Consider the following 16953-nt stretch of genomic DNA (forward strand, 5'->3'; position numbering starts at 1 on the left):
TTTCTGAACGAGGCTGAAGGCCTTTGGACGGGGGTGAACGCCACTACCGTCCGCACAGCGGAGCCGAGAATGTATGGATGAGGCGAGTCTGAGGTGGCCACGACCACACCGTCCGGGCGGGACAAAGCTCAGGACTTCGTGGAAAGGCTGGAAAACCTGCGCGTGTCGAACAACCTGACCTATGCACAGTTGTCTCAGCTCTCATACAAGATCGCCCGCGCAGCGCCCTACGATCGGGTGCTCGGGTTCAGCCCTGCGGCGGTGAGCAACTGGGTCAACGGCGACCTTCCCAGCAAGACCGGATACGTTCGGGCGTGGGTGATCGCCTGCGGTGTTGACGAACCTGAGCGATGGGTCGACGAACATACGGCGCTGCTGGCTGCCCGGCGGAGGAAATCGCCGACGCGTACTTCCATGTCAGAGCCCGAAGTAACCTCAGGCAGAATCGACAGCGAATCCCCGCCGGTGGTCCGGCCACCGCGGAAACACAGGATGCTGGCTGCTGTGACTGCCGGTGTCGTGGCAGGTACGTTGCTGCTCGTCGGCGGTGATGGTGCGCTGAGTCCGACGCGGGGTGCCGGCCAAAGGCCACCGAACGGTGCGAATGATCTGACACCGCTGAGAACCGCAGCCCGGTGCGCCGAGAACTTCAGTCCACCCCCGGCCGAGCAGTACCCGACCTCGGCATGGGCGGACGAACCCGGGCCGTCCGGTGCGGCGCACCCCGATCGACTTATCGAACTGCATTTCGCCGACTTTCGGCCGCATGGGTGGGTTGCCTGGGCCGAATTCGCGACGTCGAGCTCCGACCTTGATCGGTTGTGGCTCGACTGGACCTACATCCGGTCGCCGGAGATCGGGGCGACGTGGCAGTGGCGCCAGTGCGGGCCGCAGCCGATCACCGCGGGAACACGTAGCCCCGCGGTTCTTCTGACTGACGGGACCGGACGTGACCGATGGTTTCGCGCCTGCGGTCAAGTTCCTCCCGCCGATCGCCCGTCGACCAGTCGCGCGAAGTCGTTCTGCACGGGCTGGCACCGCCCGTTCTGAACCCTTGCGGTACTCGCGACGAGTCGTGAGCATTGATGACTGTGGAGTTTGCTGGTTAGGTGGCCGGCATGAAAGAGCTTGGACCCGTCGCCTGGCCGCCTCAGCCGGTCCGGACCGCGAGGCTCGTGCTCCGGGAGTCCGAGAGCCGGGACCGTCCGGTGTTCGTCGAGCTGCTGGCGTCGGAGGAGGTGCACACCTATCTCGGCGGGCCGCAGCAGCGCGAGTTGCCGGAGGTTCCTGAGCGGTGGGCCGGGAGTTTTGTTGTTGAGCTCGACGGGGCGATGATCGGGCAGATTCTTATCAGGAGAGCACCGGAGGACCGTCGTCCGGCCATTGCCGGAAAGGTCGACATCGGATATCTGTTTCTGCCGCGGGCCTGGGGATTCGGGTACGCCGCCGAGGCCTGCGCGGCAGCTCTCGACTGGGTCGGCGAGGCCTTACCCGGGGAACCCGTGGTGCTGATTACGCAGAGCGCCAACGTTGCCTCGATGCGGCTCGCGGCGAAGCTGAGGTTCGTCGAAGTGGAGCGGTTCCATGCCTGGGATGCCGAGCAATGGGTCGGTCAACGCTCGCCCGGTCCATTAATGTCGGGAGAATGACGCCAGTCAGCGTGTTCGACTCACTGAGCCTCGACGCCGTGCCGGACCAGGAGGCGCTGCGCGAGGTGTACGCCCTCCCCAGCGACGCCGCCGTGCGCAAGCAGATGACCGAGCTCACCGAGGAAACGCGGCGGTTGATCGCATGTGCGTCGCTGGTTCTGGTTGCCAGTGTGGACGCTGAGGGCAATTGTGACGTTTCCCCGCGCGGTGGGCCCGCTGGGTTTGTCGCCGTCCTGGACTCTCGGACGGTCGCGATCCCGGACGCGACCGGCAACAAGCGGCTGGACAGCCTGCAGAACGTCGTCGCCACCGGGCGGGCCGGGCTGATCTTCGTCATCCCGGGGCGCACCACGACGCTCAGACTCAACGGGCGGGCCTGCGTCTCCACCCGCCCCGAGCTGCTGACGCAGCTGACCGCCGTGGGTAAGCCGCCGGCCAGTGCGCTGGTGGTGGGGATCGACGAGGTCTATCCGCACTGCCCCAAGGCGTTCCTGCGCGGCGGCGTCTGGAAACCGGAGCAATGGCTGCCCGCGGACGCCCAGCCGACATCGGCCGAGGTGACGCTCGCGCAGTTGCGGATGCCGGATCTGACGATCACCGACATCGAAAAAACGGAAGCGGACGCGCTGAAGTACCGCTACGAGTAGGGGCGCGACCGAGATTCGCCGGGATGGTCAGAGGCGTTCCTGGAGGAAGTTCGCCCAGCGGGGGTCGTCCGGCTGGTTGCTTTCCGGTCGGTAGAAGTCGTCGGCGAGGAAGCCTTCGGACGGGTCCGGGGCCGCCCAGCGCAGCTCAGGGCTGGAGATCAGGATCCAGAGCACGGCCAGCGGGATGACGCCCACCGCCCAGCGGCCCGTCATCTGCATCCCGTAGGACGGGCGCCGGACCAGCAGGGCGATAGCCGCGGCGACAACCGCCAGCGAAACGGTGAGGACCAGGTCGACGTAGTAGCCGGTGCTCAGCCAGATCGGCAGGTGAGCCGAACCCTGGCCGGCGGTCGTCATCGTGTAGAGGTAGTCATCGGCGGACCGGCCGAGCTCGTGCCGGACGATCAACGTCGCGACGGTCATCGTGACGGCGGTGAGTGCGGCCGCCGCGTACAACATTGAACTCAGCCGGACCAGTCGCGGCGGCCGCCGATCATCATTCACATCAGACATCGGCGGCCTCCGCGACTTTCTAGGAAGCGACAGCGTAGACGGTGGTGGTGTCGCGGTAGAGGACGCCCTGGCCGGGTTTGCTGACTTCGAGTTCGAGGTGCAGCGGCTGGTTCGTGGCGGGGGTGTGGAAGGTGAGTGGTTGCTGTTTGTGGGCGCCGAGGGCGATGCGGGTACTGAACGTGCCGTGGTCGACGGTGCGGCCGGTAGCTGTCAGTTTCCACGTGACGTTCAGCTGCGTACCCGTGAAGGTGTCGTTGAAGAGGCTGAGGGTTCGGGTTGTCGCGCCGGGCTGGATCACCGAGGGGGTGGTCGGCCAGCGGCCGGTGGTGTCCGACATCTTGTTCGCGTTCCAGAAGCCGGTGTCGATGACGGCGACCGGGTTGAAGGCCTGCTGGATCAGTTTCAGCGTCGGGTTCTTCCACGGGTCGGGCAGGTTGTCCTCGCCGTAGATCGGGTACGGGCCCTGCGGATAATTGATTTCCAGCCTCATGTCCGTGCGCTTCACACCCGGGATGATCGAGGACCAGGCCGACAGCATGGTGTACGGCCGGGAGTCCGATGCTCCCTGTTCGCGCATCCGCATGGTGGCCGTGGCGAACCACGTCATGCCCTGTGGCGTGCTGTCCGCCGACCAGATGAATTCGCCCTGGCCGTGCGGTTTTCCGGCGGGGCCGCCGCAGACGCTCTCGGTGTACTGGCCGAACGAGAAACCGTCGTAGTGGCAGAAGACCGTGTAGTTGTCGTGCTGCGGCAGGTCCGCGGAATCGCCGTCGGTGCTGATCGGGCGGGTGGTGTCGTGCTTCATGACGGTGGCGTAGAGGGTTTCGTCGAATGCGGGGCCAGCGCCCGGGTTGTTGAAGAACGCGACCTGGGGTTCGTTCGCCTGGCTCCAGCGCAGGACCGATGCGTGGTTACGGTCGCGCTGCACCAGATCCGCGACGTGTTTCACCATAGTGTCGCGGCCGGTGATGAAGTTCTCGCGGTTGTTCGAGCCACGGATCGCCGATTCGTCCTGGACCATCAGGCCGAGTTCGTCGGTGACGTCGAGCATGTACGGGGTGGCGGGGATCTGGTGAATACGCACGCCGCTGTAATTGAGGCGCAGGTAGTTGTCGACCGCTTTGGGCCAGCCGCCGGCCAGGAAACCCGGGAACGTGTCGTACGCGTCGCCGCGGCCGTGAAAGTCGATGTTGTCGTAGTTGGCGCCCTGGAGGCTGTCGCCGCGGAAGTTGACGCGCACGCCGTTCAGTTCGTAGTGGTCGCCCGCTTGTTCGATCTCGCGGAATCCGAAGCGGACGGCGTACGACATCGTGTTGTTGATTGTCAGGGTCAGGTTGTGCAGTTGGGCTCGGTAGCCGGGGCGGTAGGGGACGTTGGGGTACCAATAGGAATTGGTGCCGGCGAGCCAGCGGATCGGGCCGGAGTTCACGGTGATGGTTGAGCGCGCGGGGACGCGTACCTTCCGGGCAGGAAGCGTGGGGTAGGCCCAGCGGGAGCCGTTCCACGAGCTCAGCCGCCCACCGAGGGTGATGGTCTGGGTCTTGGCAGTGCTGTTCGTGACCGTGGTGTCGTAACTGAGGGTGCGGTCGTGGACGGAGGTGCGTACGACGGCGTCGGCGACGTGCACGGCCGGGAAGACCTGCAGGCCGGCGGAGCGGAAGATGCCCTGCGCGACGTCATCGGACCACGACGCGCCCTCCGCGACGGTGTAGCGCCCGTCAGGCCCGACCAGAGCCTTACGACCTTCGACCAAGACCTTGATCTGATGGGTACGCCCTGGGCGCACGAAGTCGCTCAGGTCGAACACCGACGACGTGTACGAGGTGGTCTGCGTGCCCACTTCGCGACCGTCGACCCAGAGCGTCGCGCGGTGGTTGATCGCGCCGAAGGAAAGCTTGGTGACCTGGGGTGCGTGCAGGTCCGGGACGGTGATCGTGCGGCTGTAGACGGCGCGGGAGAGGTTCGTCCAGCCCTGCTTGAGCCAGCCGCCGCCGGGCACCTGGATCGTGGTGGGCTTCGCCGTCGCGGTGGAGTCCACGCAGGTCATAGGGCCGGTGGTGGTGCCGAAGGGGCCACCACCGGTGCAGACGGTGTCGGTGAGCGGGGTGAACTGCCAGGTGCCGGCGAGGTTGACCGTACGCTCCGGTTTCGCCCCGGACACACCGCCGAGATAGGACGCGTCGAAAGTCGGGGCACGGCCGGAAGCCGGGGCGGCGCCAGAGGTCGAGACGGTGCCGGAAGTCGAGGCCGCGCCGGAAGCTGGGGCGGCGGCGAGAGCGGAGCCGGTGGGAAGGGCGATCAGGAAGCCGGCGATGAGGGCGGCGCCGGCCGCCAGGCGATTGATGATCATGAGGTGCTCCTGCTCAATCAGATGTGAGCGTTAACAGCGCCGTAACCATAGGAATCGTCGTCGCAACACGTCAATACCTACTCGGAGTAAATTTTCGTGGGCCTCGGTAGGCTGATCGGGTGACGACGACGCGGGGCCCGTACGCGAAGGGTGTGGCTCGTAAGCAGGAGATCATCGAGGTGGCGCTCGAGCTGCTCGCCGTGGGCGGGCTGCGGCAGTCGACCCTCGACGAGATCGCCAAGCGGGTCGGGATCACCCGGCCGGGCCTGCTGCACTACTTCGGCTCCCGGGAGGCGCTGCTCACCGCCGTCCTCGAGGAACGCGACCGCCGCGACATCGCCCACGGCATCGGCGTCGGCGTCACGGGGATGGGCGTGACCGAGACCATGGACGAGGTGCTGCTGCACTCCCTGCGCTCCCCCGGCCTCGCCCGGCTCTTCACGATCTTCGCCGCGGAGGCCACCGACGAGGACCACCCGGCGCACGCGTTCTTCCGCGGCCGCTACCAGCGCATCCGCACGATGATCGAGGAGGGGATCCGCGCCGAGCAGGACGGCGGCGTCATCGATCGCGGCGTCGACCCTGGCCCGGCCGCCCAGCAGATCCTCGCGGTGCTCGACGGGCTCCAGCTGCAGTGGCTGCTCGACCCCGGGCTGGATCCGCGCACGGCGCTGCGTACCAGCATGATTGTCCTGTTGCCGGCACCCCGGACATAGGTGGCTGCCGCTCGTTGCGCAAGATGATGGTCATGCTTCCCGATTGGCTGCTCGCCGAGCTCGACACCGTGCCGGATTATGACGCGTTTGCCGGGGTGGACGAGTTGCATGCCGGGCTCCGGGCGATTGCCGAGCGGTATCCGGACATCGCGACCCTGCACCGGTGTGGGTCGTCGCGGCAGGGCGACCCGTTGTGGTGCCTGAGTATCGATCGGCGGCCCGGGGAACGGCCCGGGGAGGCGCCCGAGGCGCTCGCGTTCGGGTTGCCGCATCCCAATGAGCCGATCGGCGGGCTGACCGCGTTGCATCTGGCGGAGCGGCTCTGTGCCGACGAAGTGCTGCGGGAACGGCTCGGGCATCGGTGGCGGATTGTCGACTGCGCCGATCCGGACGGGTTGCGGCTCAATGAGGGATGGTTGCGGGGGCCGTTCACCCGGGCGAACTATGCGCGGCATTTCTACCGGCCGGCGGGGCGTGATCAGGTGGAGTGGAATTTCCCGATCAACCATCAGACCGCGTATTTCGACGCGCCCATGCCGGAGACGCAGGCGCTGATGCGGCTCATCGACGAGCACCGTCCGGCGTTGGTGGCCTCGCTGCACAACAGTGAGCTGGGCGGGGCGTACTACTGGTTGAATCGGGCGGAGCCTGCCCTGCATCCCGTGTTGAAAGAGGTGCCGCAGCATCTCGGCATTCCCCTGGATCGCGGGGAGCCCGAGGCGGCCGGGCTGAATATGCTCGACGAGGCGATCTACGAGGCCGCGGCGCTGGAGAAGGTGTACGAGAAGACCATCGCCGACGGCGCGCCCTGGTTCGAGGGCGGTGGCAGCACCACCTGGTACGCCGATCGATGGGGCGCGTTGATGCTGGTCAGCGAGTTGCCGTACTGGCTGGATCCGCGCGTTGATGACACAGGTCCGGCCGGGGTGTCGTACGCACAGGCTCTGGCGGCCAATGCAGCGGGATTGGGCGAATTGGCGGAGCTGTTGAATCGCTCGGTCGATGCTGTCGAGGGTCAGTTGCTCGCACCCGATTCCCCGTTCTGGCGGGCCGCGCGGTTCTTCGCAAGCCTGGTGCGCGATGCCGCGGCGGGACGCAGAACGCGCAGTGAACTGCCCGCGTCGGATCGTCCGGCGACGGTTGCCGAGGCGAGTTCCCTCGAATCCCACGTTCACGAATGGCGACTGCGCTACGGCGGCATTCTGCTGCGGGCTTTGCAGGGCGAGGCCGCGGTGGGCAATGTGCGTCATTCGGTACGCGCAGCGCTCAGCGAGATCGAGCAGCGGTATGCCGATTGGCTGGCCGAGGACACGGCCGGAGGCGAGCTAGAACCGATCGAAATCCGCCGGCTGGTGTCAGTTCAGTACGCCGCGACCATCGCCGCGGCGGCCCACCTCGCCCACACTCTGTAGATGCGGATCTCCGACGCCTGGGGGCGGCTCCGGCGGCGGGTCGGGTGGCTCGACCACCTGATCCGCGCCGGCGTGCGCTACGACGAGGCCGACGGTGGGCGGCTCGCCGCGGCGGTCACTTACTACGCGTTTTTCGCCGTTTTCGCGCTGGGCCTGCTCGGGTTCGCGGTGTTCGGGTTCTTCCTCGACGACCAGGCGGTCCTGCGGTCGGTGCAGCGTTACCTCGCGGAGGACCTGCCCCGGGTGGACGTGCAGTCGCTGCGCAACGCCCGGGGAACCGTCGGCGTCATCGCGTTCTTCGGCCTGCCGATCACCGCCTGGTTCTGGGTCGACGTGCTGCGCTCGTCGATCCGCCGGATCTGGCAGCTGCCAGAATACCCGGGCAAACTCGTCATCCGGATCCTCGTCGACCTGCTCGTGCTGGCCGGGCTGGGGGTGCTGCTCGCCGCCTCACTGGCGATCGCCTATGTGACGACCACGGTCGCCAACCGGGCGGTCGATGTGGCGAACACCGATCCGGAGCCGTCGCACTGGCTGCTCAGCGGGGTCGGGCTGGTGGTCGGGCTGGCCGTGAACACGGCGCTGGCGTGTGGGGCATTGACCGGGCTGCCACGCGTACGCATGCCATGGCGCCGTTTGATCGGTCCTGCCCTCGTCGTGGCGGTCGGTTTGGAGCTGCTCAAAACGTTGGGCCGGCTGTATGTGCAGGCCACCGAATCGAACCCGACCTACCAGCTCGTCGCCGGATCGGTCGGACTGCTCGTCTTCCTCAACGCGGTGAACCAGCTGGTGCTGTTCGCCGCGGCCCTCACCGCGACGAGTACGGCCGGGAGCCCATCAGATCTCGCCGTCCCCGGCAACGACGACGACGGGCCTACCTAGCCACGTGATGGCCCTCGTCCCGGAGATGGCCGCGACGTTTGTGGGCGAGCTCGCCGCGTACGGTGCGCTGCCATACCCGCGCGTTGCTGTCCATGAACTGAATCATCGGCACCAGCCGGGCCAGCTCGATCATCTCCGGCTGCGCCGGCCGATCCAGGCTCACGAACGGCAACGTGTGGTCACCCGGGGGAACCTTGCCGAGGCTCACTACCCGGGCGTTCGGAAACGGGAGATACAGGAACACGTCGTTGATCGCCATCGAGCTCGCGTTGCTGATCGTGACCATGATCTGATCCCAGCGTACGGCCGCGACGCCGACGGTCGCCCGCTGCGGGAACCCGTACCCGGATCCGTCGTCACTGAGCGGCGCCGCCCAGACCAGGAAGTCCACCTTGGCGGCCTGTTCGCCCCGGCGGTCACGCAGCTGCATCAACAGGGTCCACGCGACGACGGCGAAAGCGCCGCCGGTCGCCAGTGATTCGATCCATCCCGGGACGTCGCCCCATTCGATCCCGTCAAGACTCACGGTCGTCCACCGCTATGACCGTTACCAATCGTTCGGCGTCGTCGATCTCGTAAATGACCCGGAACTGCCGCTTCCTGGCGGAGAAGAGACGCGGGTACGGCTTCAGCTGCCGGCCCTGACCGTATGGATCGTCGGCCAGCTCGGTCTTGATGTAGGTCAGAGCGCTGAGCGCGACCAGTTGTTCCAGGCCCGCGGCGAGTTGTTTCGCCGCGGTCTTACGGAAAGTGAGCCGGTACGGCGGCGGTGTGTGCTTGGGCCGTCGCCAGGCCATCGAGGATCAGGTCCCGTACCCTCGCCTGTCATAACTGCCGAGGGCGGGGATCTCCCCCGACGGATGATCATCGGGCAGGTTCAGCCTGTCGCCCACGGTGTTCTCGCCGAACGGCTCCCAGGGCGACCCCGGCGCCATCGTCGCCACCGGAAATGCTCGCTGGTAGACCATTTCCTCGACCTGGTCGAGGGAATATTCGTGCAGGTCGCTGAGGCCTTGACCGATCATCCCGAGCAGCCTGGGGTCGGAGAGCACCTCGATGCTCTCGACCATCGACTCGTACTTGACCTTGTCGACGAGGACGACGACCGGTTCGCCGTCCACCTCGACCTCGATGTCTTCCCCCGTGTCATGCACGCGTCGCACCCACTCGGACAACTGATTCCAGAGGGCATGCAATGTGACTTGCGGCACCGTGGCCTCCCTGTTGTCAGTGTGCGGAGCGCAGGGAGATGTCGTCAATCGACCGGTAAGTTCATTCCTGGGAGCTATCTGAACGACACTCGATCGGGTTATCGGGAGAGTTACGTCGTGATGCTGCACCAAATTCCAACGATGCATGCAAAAGCTTGGTTGCGGCCGGAAGGCAATCTGTCAGGAACCGGACCGGATCAGGTGGTGGTGCCGCACCCGGTGCAGAACATGGCTGACGGGTTCAGTTTCGTGCCGCACTGACCGCAGAACCGGGCAGCCTCCTGCGCCGCCGCCAGTGGCGTGCCGCAATGCTGGCAATACTTCCCGCCGCCGGTCTCGTTGCTGCACGACGGGCAGCGCGCGGTGACCTCGTGCTGATGCTGCACGTTGTTCGTCCAGTCGACTCGGGCGATGCTCTCCCGCAGCTGGTGGCGCTGCGCCTCGGCCTGCATACCGGCGATCTCCTGGTCGAGCTTCGGCGCGCAGTCCGTGCAGACACCGCGCTCGCCGTTCCAGCAGACCGGCCCGCACACCCACTGCCCGCAGCGGTGACACTGGTGGAAGCTCGGGCTGATCTCCTCGACGGCCTCCCGCATCGCCTTGTCCCACGCCGGGCCGCGCACCCCGTCGGAGAACAACGCCGAGTCGTACCCGATCGACGACATCTTCGAACCCCACTCACCGCCGACCAGTTCACCACCCATCCGCAGCAGCTTCCCGCCGAACCCGGTCACCGACCGCTTGAACGACGAGGTGTATCCGTTGCCACAACGCTCGCAGAAGAACTCGAACTGGAACCCGTCCCGGTTCGACCTGTCCTGATAGTTATCGGTGAACCCGATCATGCCGGCCATGCCTGGACGGTACAGCTACCTGACAACGATCAAAATGGGCCGTTGAGGTGCTACCGAGCGTCGAAATCGGCGCGCCCTTCGTCGATGCGGCCCAGGTGATCGACCGTCGAGGCCGCGCAGGGTGACGGTCAACGTCCGCTGCCTGCTGTCCTCGACGGCCCGTTTTCAGCTCGGTGAAACGCATCCGAATTTCTCGTCAATTGTCGGCTGGCAGACGGACTCCTCCACAGCCGCCTGCCAGGGTGACAGCGGAGGTCAGGTTTTGCAGACCGCCAGCGATCTCAAGTCAAGGCGGTAGGGATGATTCAAGCGGTAGGCAAACCCGGACCGGCAAGAGCGCCCTGGACGGATACCGCTACGACAAATACACACTCACCGAAATTCGCACCCTCGCCGGACCACCCGTGTCAGACGGCGCCAGTGTTTGGGTCCTCGTCCCCGAAACACCCGCCGACCCCGGCATCATGCAGACGGGGCCGGATGGACCGATATGGGGTCCCGACGGGGCACTGCTGGCGTTCTACAGCCCGCAAGACGTGAACAAGGGGCCGCTCGGCGCAGTCATCTATCACGTTCCTCTGGTCGGAGATCAAGCAATTTTTCCCACCCAAAATTGCTGGGGACCATTCGGCGCAGCGGGCCAGCCCGGCAAGCCGTACACCGGTCCTCTGACGGAAATCCCCGGCAGCCACACCTACGATCACCTCGCCCCCCGCGGCTTCACAGCCGTTCCACTCGCCGCCATCATCGCGGTGATTCCCCGATAGGCGCGTGAACTCGGTTGCGTGTCAGCGACCGGAAGGCGTCGCCGAGGAAGGAGGCACCCAGGACGAGGACGATCCCGTCCAGGATGGCTTCCACCCATCGGAGGGATATCAGGTCCACCCCGACCGCGGAGATGCACAACAGCGCCCCGGAGCCGAGCCATCGCAATGCTGTCCGGGCCGGGACGACCGGCCCGGTCCTGGCCGCGTACCTGAGATACACCGCCAGAGGCAGAAGCAGCAGTGGTGCTGTCGCCTCCCGGTTGACCGCCTCGGACCAGCTCTCCTCATGCAGCCGGTATCCGAGAAGGAAGACCACGAGGGGCATGGGAAGCCCCGCGACACCGGGCAACCATCGCCTGCCGTCACCATCGGCCATAGTTGAACCTTCTGTAGACGATTTCGACGTACCGTACCCGGAGTCGTTCAATGCCACCGATGGGGCGTTCTGATCAGATCTGGTTCTCGCCGCCGTCGATGTGGAGGTTGGTGCCGAGGATGAAGCTGCTGTCGGCGGAGGCGAGGAAGGAGACGACGGAGGCGACCTCGTCCGCGCGGCCCACGCGGCCGAGCGGGATGGCGGCGGCGAATTGGGCCATGACGGCGGGTGCCTGTTCCTCGCCGACCATGCCGGCGATGGCGGGGGTGTCGATCGTGCCCGGTGCGATCGCGTTGACCCGGATGCCGCGGCCCTTCAGTTCATTGGCCCAGGTCCGCGTGTACGACCGGAGGGCGGCCTTCGACGCCGCGTACGCCCCGAACGCCTCGACGCCGTCGTCGGCGCGGACCGAGGAGTTCAGGATGATCGAGGCGCCGTCGTTGAGCAGGGGTAGCGCCTTCTGGACCGTGAACAGGGTGCCTCGGACGTTGACCGCGAAGATCCGGTCGAGGTGGTCCTCGGTGGTCTGTTCGAGGGTGGCGAAGCCGGCGGTGCCCGCGTTCGCGAACAGCACGTCGAGGCCCTGGCCACGCTCGTGGACGGCGGCGTAGAGGCGATCGAGGTCGTCGAGGTTCGCGATGTCGCCCTGGACGGCGGTTGCCGAGCCGATGGCTTCCACGGCGGCGTCGAGTTCGGCTTTGCGGCGGCCGGTGATGAACACGTGCGCGCCGTCGGCGGCCAGCCGTACCGCTGCGGCCAGGCCGATCCCGCTGCTGCCACCGGTGACAACGGCTGTCTTTCCCATGATGCAACCTCCAGAGATTTAAGTTCCGGTCGGACCGGAACAGAAAGGTAGCATGGCGGGATGGATGACTTCCGCCCCGCTACCGAGCCACGCTTGGCCCGGTGGAACCCTAGGATCGGGTCATGGCTCGGACTGACGCGGCTTCCCGGGTGATTGCGGCTCCGATCGACCGGGTCTACGCGGCTCTGGTCGATCCCGAGGCGTTGACGGGGTGGTTGCCGCCCGATGGCATGAGCGGGCGGTTCGAGCGGTTCGACGCGTATCCGGGTGGGTCCTATCGGCTCGTGCTGACCTATGCGGACGCCTCGGCCGCGCACGGCAAGACCACCGCGGACACGGACATCGTCGAGGCCGAGTTCGTGGATATCGTTGCTGGTGCCCGAGTGGTGCAGGCCGTCACCTTCGTCTCCGACGACCCGGCCAGGCGGGCACCATGACGATGACGTGGGAGGTCACGGCGGTAGAGCACGGCACGCTCGTGGAGTTCCGGGCCGAGAACGTTCCCGCCGGCATCTCCGCCGCCGACCATGCTGCCGGGTTGAACTCCTCGCTGGCCAACCTTGCCGAGCATCTGACCTCATCTAGCTCCTGATCCACCGTTCGAGAGTGGCCTGGGCTGCGCCGGTGTCGATGGCCTCCGCGCAGCGCGCGACAGCGGCCGCGAACTGGTCGGTCAGCGGCTCGTCCGACCCGGCGACCGCGACCAGCACCGCGGCGGCGTTGAGCAGGACCACATCCCGGACCGGGCCTCGCTGACCGGCGAGCAGCGCATGTAGGACGAGGGCGTTCGCAGCGGCGTCTCCCCCACGTAGCTGAGCAGGCGTAGCGGGTGTGAGTCCCAGAGCACGCGGATCCAGCACTGCGGTTCTGACCGAGCCGTCCCGCACGGTCCACACCTTCGAGGTGGTGGTCGTGGTGAGCTTGTCCAGGCCGTCATCCCCGCGTACGACCAGCGCGCGACGCCCGCCCGCAGCCAGCGCGCCCGCGATCACCGGTGCCATCCTGGCATCCGCCACACCGACCACCTGATACCGCGGCATCGCCGGGTTGATCAGCGGTCCGAGGACGTTGAAGACCGTCGGCACGCCGAGCTCGCGCCGTACGGCCGCCGCGTGCCGCAGTCCCGGGTTGTACCGGGGCGCGAAGAGGAGCGTGATCCCCGCTTCGGCGGCGACCCGCGCGGGGTCCTCGGGCGTGAGCGTCACGCCCAGCTCCTCGACCAGGTCGGCAGCGCCCGCGGTGGTCGACGACGAGGCCCGGCCGCCGTGCTTGACCATTGTCACGCCGGTGGCGGCTGCGACGATCGCCGCCATGGTGGAGATGTTGATCGCGCCGGTGCCGTCGCCCCCGGTTCCGGCGAGGTCGGCGGTGACGCCCGGCACGTCTACGCGTACGCAGCTGATCTGTAAGGCCTCGACGAAGCCGGCGACCTCTGTTGCGGTCTCGCCCTTGGCCCGGAGGGCGGTGAGCAGCGCTGCGGTCTGAACGTCGGTGGCCTCTCCCGCGACGATCCGGCCCATCGCCCACCGTGCTTGTGCGATGGTGAGATCACGACCGTTGAGCAGGCTTTTCAGGAGGGTTGCGGCAGTTGTCACGGGAGTCCTCGGGCAGGGGGCGCCCCGATGGAGGCTGCGCGCCTCACATGACGACGGCCGACTCGTCGAGGCGGCCGGGGTGGGATCGAACGAGCAGGGGCCGCCTAGGGGGCGGGCCACCAACCAGTCGACAGCTTGATCACAGCGCCACTCTAGTCCCGGACGGTGCGATTCGGTTGCATCACTCAACCGGAGTCACCGCAGTGCCGAAGAGAGGAGGCTTTTACAACTCAGGAGGAGTAGTCCCCCATGACAGATTCCCGTCCCCGGCTGACCGGCTGGTTCGGCGACCTCAAGGTCGGCGTGAAGATCAGCGTCGCGTTGGGCACCGCGTTGCTGGCCGGCGGCATCGTCGCCGGGACCGGGCTCACCGCTCTGAGCAGCGCCGACAAGAACTCGACCTCGATCGTCGAGGAGAACCTGGTCCCGTCGCAGCAGCTGGCGAGCGCTCAGGGTTCGTTCGACGACGAGTTGCTGCTGATCACCCAGGCGTACATCTCGACCGACGCCGCGACCATCAAGAAGCTGGTCACGGAGTCGACCACCGCCGGCGACCTCGCCGCGAGCGGTGTCGGCGATTATGCGGGGCTCGGGGTCGACCCTGCCCAGACGGACCCGCTCACCAACGTCACCAACGGCCTGAACGCGCTGAAAACGATCATTAACAGCACTCTGGCCCCGGCCGCCACGGCGAACGACAACGACGCGTTCGTGAACGGTTACACCAATGATGCCGGGCCGGTCATCGACCAGATCAACGCCGGCTTCGACTCGCTCAACGCCTTCGAGGCGTCCAACGGCGCGGCCATGGCCAAGCAGAACACCAACGCTTACCACAGCAGCCGGACCCTGATGATCGCCTGCCTGGTGATCGGCTTCCTGATCGCCGCGGCGATCGGCTTCCTCACCGTACGCCGGATCGTGCGCCCCCTCGACGAGGTCAACGAGGCCCTGGCGAAGGTTGTCAACGGCGACCTGACCAGCACGGTCTCGGTCAGCAGCAGGGACGAGGTCGGCACGATGGCGACGTCGGTCAACAGCGCGATCGCCACGATGCGTCAGACTGTTCAGGCCCTGGGTTCGGCGTCGACCTCGCTGGCCGCCGCGGCCGAGGAGCTGTCCGCGACCAGCTCGCAGATCGCCGAGAGCGCGGAGAACTCCAGCGCTCAGGCCAACACCGTCGCCGCGGCCGCCGAAGAGGTCAGCCGCAACGTCGACACCGTCTCCGCGGGCTCCGAGGAGATGGGCGCGTCCATCCGCGAGATCGCCCAGAACGCCAACCAGGCCGCCGAGGTCGCGTCCCAGGCGGTGAGCATGGCCGAGACCACGAACCGTACGGTCTCCGCGCTCGGCACGTCGTCCGCGGAGATCGGCAACGTCATCAAGCTGATCACCGCGATCGCCGAGCAGACCAACCTGCTCGCCCTCAACGCCACCATCGAGGCCGCCCGCGCCGGTGACGCCGGCAAGGGCTTCGCCGTGGTCGCCTCCGAGGTCAAGGATCTCGCCCAGGAAACCGCCAAGGCGACCGAGGACATCAGCGCCCGGGTCAACGCCATCCAGGCCGACACCGGCACGGCGATCACCGCCATCGGTGAGATCAGCGAGATCATCGCCCGGATCAGCGACTACCAGACCACCATCGCCGCCGCCGTCGAGGAGCAGACCGCGACCACCGGCGAGATGAACCGCGGCGTCACCGAGGCCGCCGGCGGCGTCAACCAGATCGCGTCCGGCATCGAGACCCTCGCCACGGCCACGCGCCTCACCACGGAGAGCGTTGCCGACACGCAGCGGGCGGCGAGCGAGCTTGCGCGCATGTCCACCGAGCTGCAGAGCCTGGTGACCACCTTCCGCGTCTGACAGCCGTTCACCACGTTAGGTTGTGCACAATTTAATTGTGCACAACCTAACGTGGCAGCATGACCCGGCATGGTCAGAACGCGCCTGAATCTCGAACGGATACGCACGGCTCGGCACGTCATCGATCCCCGTATTCCGGGACACGCCGCTGTACCGATGCGACGCACGGGGCCGTGCTCTGGGTTGCATGGTGAGTATCAAGCTGGAGACAGCCAACCCGGTTCGAAGCTTCAAAGGCCGCGGCACCAAACGGCGGATTCAGGCGGTCATCGCAACACTGCTGGTGAACGACTACAACGCCGAGCCTAGCGAGTACAGCAGCAGCGCCAGTTGCGACGACCCACCACGTCGTGCCGGGCGCGCGGATCGCGGCATGTGAGTGCGCCTCCGTAATGTAGTTCGGCGTGGACGACGAATGGCATCCGGAGAGTGGACCTCAGGGCTTCCTGGCCGCTACTACTTACCAGGCACGCTCTGTCCTCGATGCGGACGATGGCTGGCCGACCTACGAGGCAGGTCTCGAGTTTCAGGGCCTGGCCATGAACGCCATGGCCACAACACCCAAGGGTGAGTTCCTTCCCGATACCCCGACTGCTCTCAACCTGATCTGGGGAGCACTTACGGACGAGATGGACGCTCCCGGTAGGGGCTCGCCGGAGCAGGACGCCGCCGCTGTTCGACACATGAAGCAGGCGGCAACCGAATGGCTCGAGAAAATGGGCACCCCGGAAGACCGATCCGCCTTCTGTGACCGTTGGGTACACGACGAATGCGGCTACGAAAGAGGGTAGCCAGTGCGGCCAGAACACCGTGGCACAGTGCACTCAACTCGGCATGAGCGCACAGCCCGCGCCCAGGCCGACGCTTACCCGGTGTGACGGACCTCGGCGGTCTGCCGCGCGCTCTCGGCGGTATGAGAGCGTGTCGCCGGAATAGTGGTCGAAGATCGGTTTGTTGCTCGATCGCGGCAGGGTTGCTGCCCATTGCCGAGGCGAAGTATGGCAGGGGCGGGCCTCGCGAAGAAGGCGCGCAGGATTCCTCTGTTACGGGGGAATGCCTGCCTGTGTCCGGCTCGTCCGCGTAGAGCCACCATTTCGCCCATGTCGCGTCCGTTTCCGCCGGGCTCGCCACCGGTCGTGGACTTTGGTGGAGTGCTTTCCTGTGCGCGTGTTGATTGTCGTGTCAAGCCCCGGGTTTGACGGAAAGTCCGGTGTTCGTGGGTTAGTAGGCGGCGGCATATTTCACCAGCCAGCGGTTGGTGAACCGGCCCCAGTCGAACAGGTCACCGGCGGCACGCCTGCGGTCACGCTCAA

At 66.7% G+C, this 16953-nt stretch carries 20 protein-coding genes; 11 read left to right on the forward strand and 9 right to left on the reverse strand.

What is annotated here, in order from left to right:
• Positions 1–93: 93 nt before the first annotated feature.
• The 3 genes from Ahu01nite_RS39760 (at position 94) to Ahu01nite_RS39770 (ending at position 2296) form a co-directional block, all read left to right on the forward strand.
• On the forward strand, positions 94–1050 hold the full coding sequence (locus Ahu01nite_RS39760; RefSeq protein ID WP_203841914.1) for a helix-turn-helix domain-containing protein: 957 nt from the start codon (positions 94–96) through the stop codon (positions 1048–1050).
• 68 nt (positions 1051–1118) lie between these two features.
• Positions 1119–1649, forward strand: coding sequence for a GNAT family N-acetyltransferase (locus Ahu01nite_RS39765; protein ID WP_275411818.1), 531 nt, complete (start codon positions 1119–1121; stop codon positions 1647–1649).
• On the forward strand, positions 1646–2296 hold the full coding sequence (locus Ahu01nite_RS39770) for an MSMEG_1061 family FMN-dependent PPOX-type flavoprotein (RefSeq protein WP_203841916.1): 651 nt from the start codon (positions 1646–1648) through the stop codon (positions 2294–2296). Before Ahu01nite_RS39765 ends, Ahu01nite_RS39770 begins: the two co-directional genes overlap by 4 nt.
• A 27-nt stretch (positions 2297–2323) precedes the next feature.
• On the opposite strand, the gene Ahu01nite_RS39775 is transcribed toward Ahu01nite_RS39770, so the two are convergent.
• Entirely contained in the window at positions 2324–2809 is a 486-nt protein-coding gene (locus Ahu01nite_RS39775) for a hypothetical protein (RefSeq protein WP_203841917.1), read from the reverse strand.
• A 19-nt stretch (positions 2810–2828) separates the two neighbouring features.
• Positions 2829–5159 (reverse strand): glycoside hydrolase family 2 TIM barrel-domain containing protein, encoded by a 2331-nt coding sequence (locus Ahu01nite_RS39780; RefSeq protein ID WP_203841918.1) that lies wholly within the window; start codon positions 5157–5159, stop codon positions 2829–2831.
• 119 nt (positions 5160–5278) lie between these two features.
• On the opposite strand from Ahu01nite_RS39780, the gene Ahu01nite_RS39785 reads away from it, so the two are divergent.
• Genes Ahu01nite_RS39785 through Ahu01nite_RS39795 form a run of 3 tightly spaced genes read left to right on the forward strand, consistent with a single transcriptional unit; the run spans position 5279 to position 8169 of the window.
• Positions 5279–5875 carry a TetR/AcrR family transcriptional regulator gene (locus tag Ahu01nite_RS39785; RefSeq protein WP_203841919.1) on the forward strand — a complete coding sequence of 199 codons (597 nt, stop codon included), beginning with the start codon at positions 5279–5281 and terminating at the stop codon, positions 5873–5875.
• Positions 5876–5907: 32 nt separating this feature from the next.
• Positions 5908–7287 carry a M14 family zinc carboxypeptidase gene (locus tag Ahu01nite_RS39790; RefSeq protein WP_239159503.1) on the forward strand — a complete coding sequence of 460 codons (1380 nt, stop codon included), beginning with the start codon at positions 5908–5910 and terminating at the stop codon, positions 7285–7287.
• Complete coding sequence (locus Ahu01nite_RS39795) at positions 7288–8169, forward strand: YihY/virulence factor BrkB family protein (RefSeq protein ID WP_203841920.1); 882 nt, start codon at positions 7288–7290, stop codon at positions 8167–8169.
• Here the strand turns inward: Ahu01nite_RS39795 and Ahu01nite_RS39800 are convergent.
• From Ahu01nite_RS39800 to Ahu01nite_RS39825, 6 genes are all read right to left on the reverse strand, one after another.
• Entirely contained in the window at positions 8162–8695 is a 534-nt protein-coding gene (locus tag Ahu01nite_RS39800) for a hypothetical protein (protein WP_203841921.1), read from the reverse strand. The two genes, Ahu01nite_RS39795 and Ahu01nite_RS39800, sit on opposite strands and share 8 nt — an antisense overlap.
• On the reverse strand, positions 8685–8966 hold the full coding sequence (locus Ahu01nite_RS39805) for a type II toxin-antitoxin system RelE family toxin (RefSeq protein WP_203841922.1): 282 nt from the start codon (positions 8964–8966) through the stop codon (positions 8685–8687). The genes Ahu01nite_RS39800 and Ahu01nite_RS39805 overlap by 11 nt, the downstream gene beginning before the upstream one ends.
• A 6-nt stretch (positions 8967–8972) precedes the next feature.
• On the reverse strand, positions 8973–9527 hold the full coding sequence (locus Ahu01nite_RS51550) for a type II toxin-antitoxin system Phd/YefM family antitoxin (RefSeq protein WP_275411817.1): 555 nt from the start codon (positions 9525–9527) through the stop codon (positions 8973–8975).
• 50 nt (positions 9528–9577) lie between these two features.
• Positions 9578–10234, reverse strand: coding sequence for a double zinc ribbon domain-containing protein (locus Ahu01nite_RS39815; RefSeq protein WP_203841924.1), 657 nt, complete (start codon positions 10232–10234; stop codon positions 9578–9580).
• 744 nt (positions 10235–10978) lie between these two features.
• Positions 10979–11377: a hypothetical protein gene (locus Ahu01nite_RS39820; RefSeq protein ID WP_203841925.1), complete on the reverse strand. Its 399-nt coding sequence runs from the start codon at positions 11375–11377 to the stop codon at positions 10979–10981.
• A 73-nt stretch (positions 11378–11450) separates the two neighbouring features.
• Positions 11451–12182 (reverse strand): SDR family NAD(P)-dependent oxidoreductase, encoded by a 732-nt coding sequence (locus Ahu01nite_RS39825; RefSeq protein WP_203841926.1) that lies wholly within the window; start codon positions 12180–12182, stop codon positions 11451–11453.
• Between the two features lie 122 nt (positions 12183–12304).
• On the opposite strand from Ahu01nite_RS39825, the gene Ahu01nite_RS39830 reads away from it, so the two are divergent.
• Complete coding sequence (locus Ahu01nite_RS39830; RefSeq protein WP_239159505.1) at positions 12305–12619, forward strand: SRPBCC domain-containing protein; 315 nt, start codon at positions 12305–12307, stop codon at positions 12617–12619.
• Positions 12616–12774, forward strand: a complete 159-nt coding sequence (locus tag Ahu01nite_RS50895; protein WP_239159506.1) for an SRPBCC domain-containing protein — start codon at positions 12616–12618, stop codon at positions 12772–12774. The genes Ahu01nite_RS39830 and Ahu01nite_RS50895 overlap by 4 nt, the downstream gene beginning before the upstream one ends.
• On the opposite strand, the gene trpD is transcribed toward Ahu01nite_RS50895, so the two are convergent.
• The gene (trpD, locus tag Ahu01nite_RS39835) at positions 12764–13777 is read right to left on the reverse strand and encodes an anthranilate phosphoribosyltransferase (protein WP_203841927.1); all 1014 of its coding nucleotides are present in this window, start codon (positions 13775–13777) and stop codon (positions 12764–12766) included. The two genes, Ahu01nite_RS50895 and trpD, sit on opposite strands and share 11 nt — an antisense overlap.
• Positions 13778–14026: 249 nt before the next feature.
• Here trpD and Ahu01nite_RS39840 point away from each other — a divergent pair, with 249 nt between their 5' ends.
• The 3 genes from Ahu01nite_RS39840 (at position 14027) to Ahu01nite_RS39850 (ending at position 16431) form a co-directional block, all read left to right on the forward strand.
• Positions 14027–15640 (forward strand): methyl-accepting chemotaxis protein, encoded by a 1614-nt coding sequence (locus tag Ahu01nite_RS39840; RefSeq protein ID WP_203841928.1) that lies wholly within the window; start codon positions 14027–14029, stop codon positions 15638–15640.
• Between the two features lie 187 nt (positions 15641–15827).
• Entirely contained in the window at positions 15828–16019 is a 192-nt protein-coding gene (locus Ahu01nite_RS39845) for a hypothetical protein (protein ID WP_203841929.1), read from the forward strand.
• 25 nt (positions 16020–16044) lie between these two features.
• Positions 16045–16431 (forward strand): hypothetical protein, encoded by a 387-nt coding sequence (locus Ahu01nite_RS39850; RefSeq protein WP_203841930.1) that lies wholly within the window; start codon positions 16045–16047, stop codon positions 16429–16431.
• Positions 16432–16953 lie beyond the last annotated feature (522 nt).

It is taken from the genome of Winogradskya humida, assembly GCF_016862215.1.
In the GTDB taxonomy this organism is placed as follows: Bacteria; Actinomycetota; Actinomycetes; order Mycobacteriales; family Micromonosporaceae; genus Actinoplanes; species Actinoplanes humidus.

Excerpts from the sequence above, each read along its gene's own strand:
- Ahu01nite_RS39815 (WP_203841924.1), bottom strand. The coding sequence starts at position 10,234 with ATGGCCGGCATGATCGGGTTCACCGATAACTATCAGGACAGGTCGAAC.
- Ahu01nite_RS39775 (WP_203841917.1), bottom strand. The coding sequence starts at position 2,809 with ATGTCTGATGTGAATGATGATCGGCGGCCGCCGCGACTGGTCCGGCTG.
- Ahu01nite_RS39790 (WP_239159503.1), top strand. The coding sequence starts at position 5,908 with ATGCTTCCCGATTGGCTGCTCGCCGAGCTCGACACCGTGCCGGATTAT.
- Ahu01nite_RS51550 (WP_275411817.1), bottom strand. The coding sequence starts at position 9,527 with ATGCATCGTTGGAATTTGGTGCAGCATCACGACGTAACTCTCCCGATA.
- Ahu01nite_RS39805 (WP_203841922.1), bottom strand. The coding sequence starts at position 8,966 with ATGGCCTGGCGACGGCCCAAGCACACACCGCCGCCGTACCGGCTCACT.
- Ahu01nite_RS39840 (WP_203841928.1), top strand. The coding sequence starts at position 14,027 with ATGACAGATTCCCGTCCCCGGCTGACCGGCTGGTTCGGCGACCTCAAG.
- Ahu01nite_RS39795 (WP_203841920.1), top strand. The coding sequence starts at position 7,288 with ATGCGGATCTCCGACGCCTGGGGGCGGCTCCGGCGGCGGGTCGGGTGG.
- Ahu01nite_RS39825 (WP_203841926.1), bottom strand. The coding sequence starts at position 12,182 with ATGGGAAAGACAGCCGTTGTCACCGGTGGCAGCAGCGGGATCGGCCTG.
- Ahu01nite_RS50895 (WP_239159506.1), top strand. The coding sequence starts at position 12,616 with ATGACGATGACGTGGGAGGTCACGGCGGTAGAGCACGGCACGCTCGTG.
- Ahu01nite_RS39820 (WP_203841925.1), bottom strand. The coding sequence starts at position 11,377 with ATGGCCGATGGTGACGGCAGGCGATGGTTGCCCGGTGTCGCGGGGCTT.
- Ahu01nite_RS39830 (WP_239159505.1), top strand. The coding sequence starts at position 12,305 with ATGGCTCGGACTGACGCGGCTTCCCGGGTGATTGCGGCTCCGATCGAC.
- Ahu01nite_RS39845 (WP_203841929.1), top strand. The coding sequence starts at position 15,828 with ATGGTGAGTATCAAGCTGGAGACAGCCAACCCGGTTCGAAGCTTCAAA.
- Ahu01nite_RS39780 (WP_203841918.1), bottom strand. The coding sequence starts at position 5,159 with ATGATCATCAATCGCCTGGCGGCCGGCGCCGCCCTCATCGCCGGCTTC.
- Ahu01nite_RS39765 (WP_275411818.1), top strand. The coding sequence starts at position 1,119 with ATGAAAGAGCTTGGACCCGTCGCCTGGCCGCCTCAGCCGGTCCGGACC.
- Ahu01nite_RS39770 (WP_203841916.1), top strand. The coding sequence starts at position 1,646 with ATGACGCCAGTCAGCGTGTTCGACTCACTGAGCCTCGACGCCGTGCCG.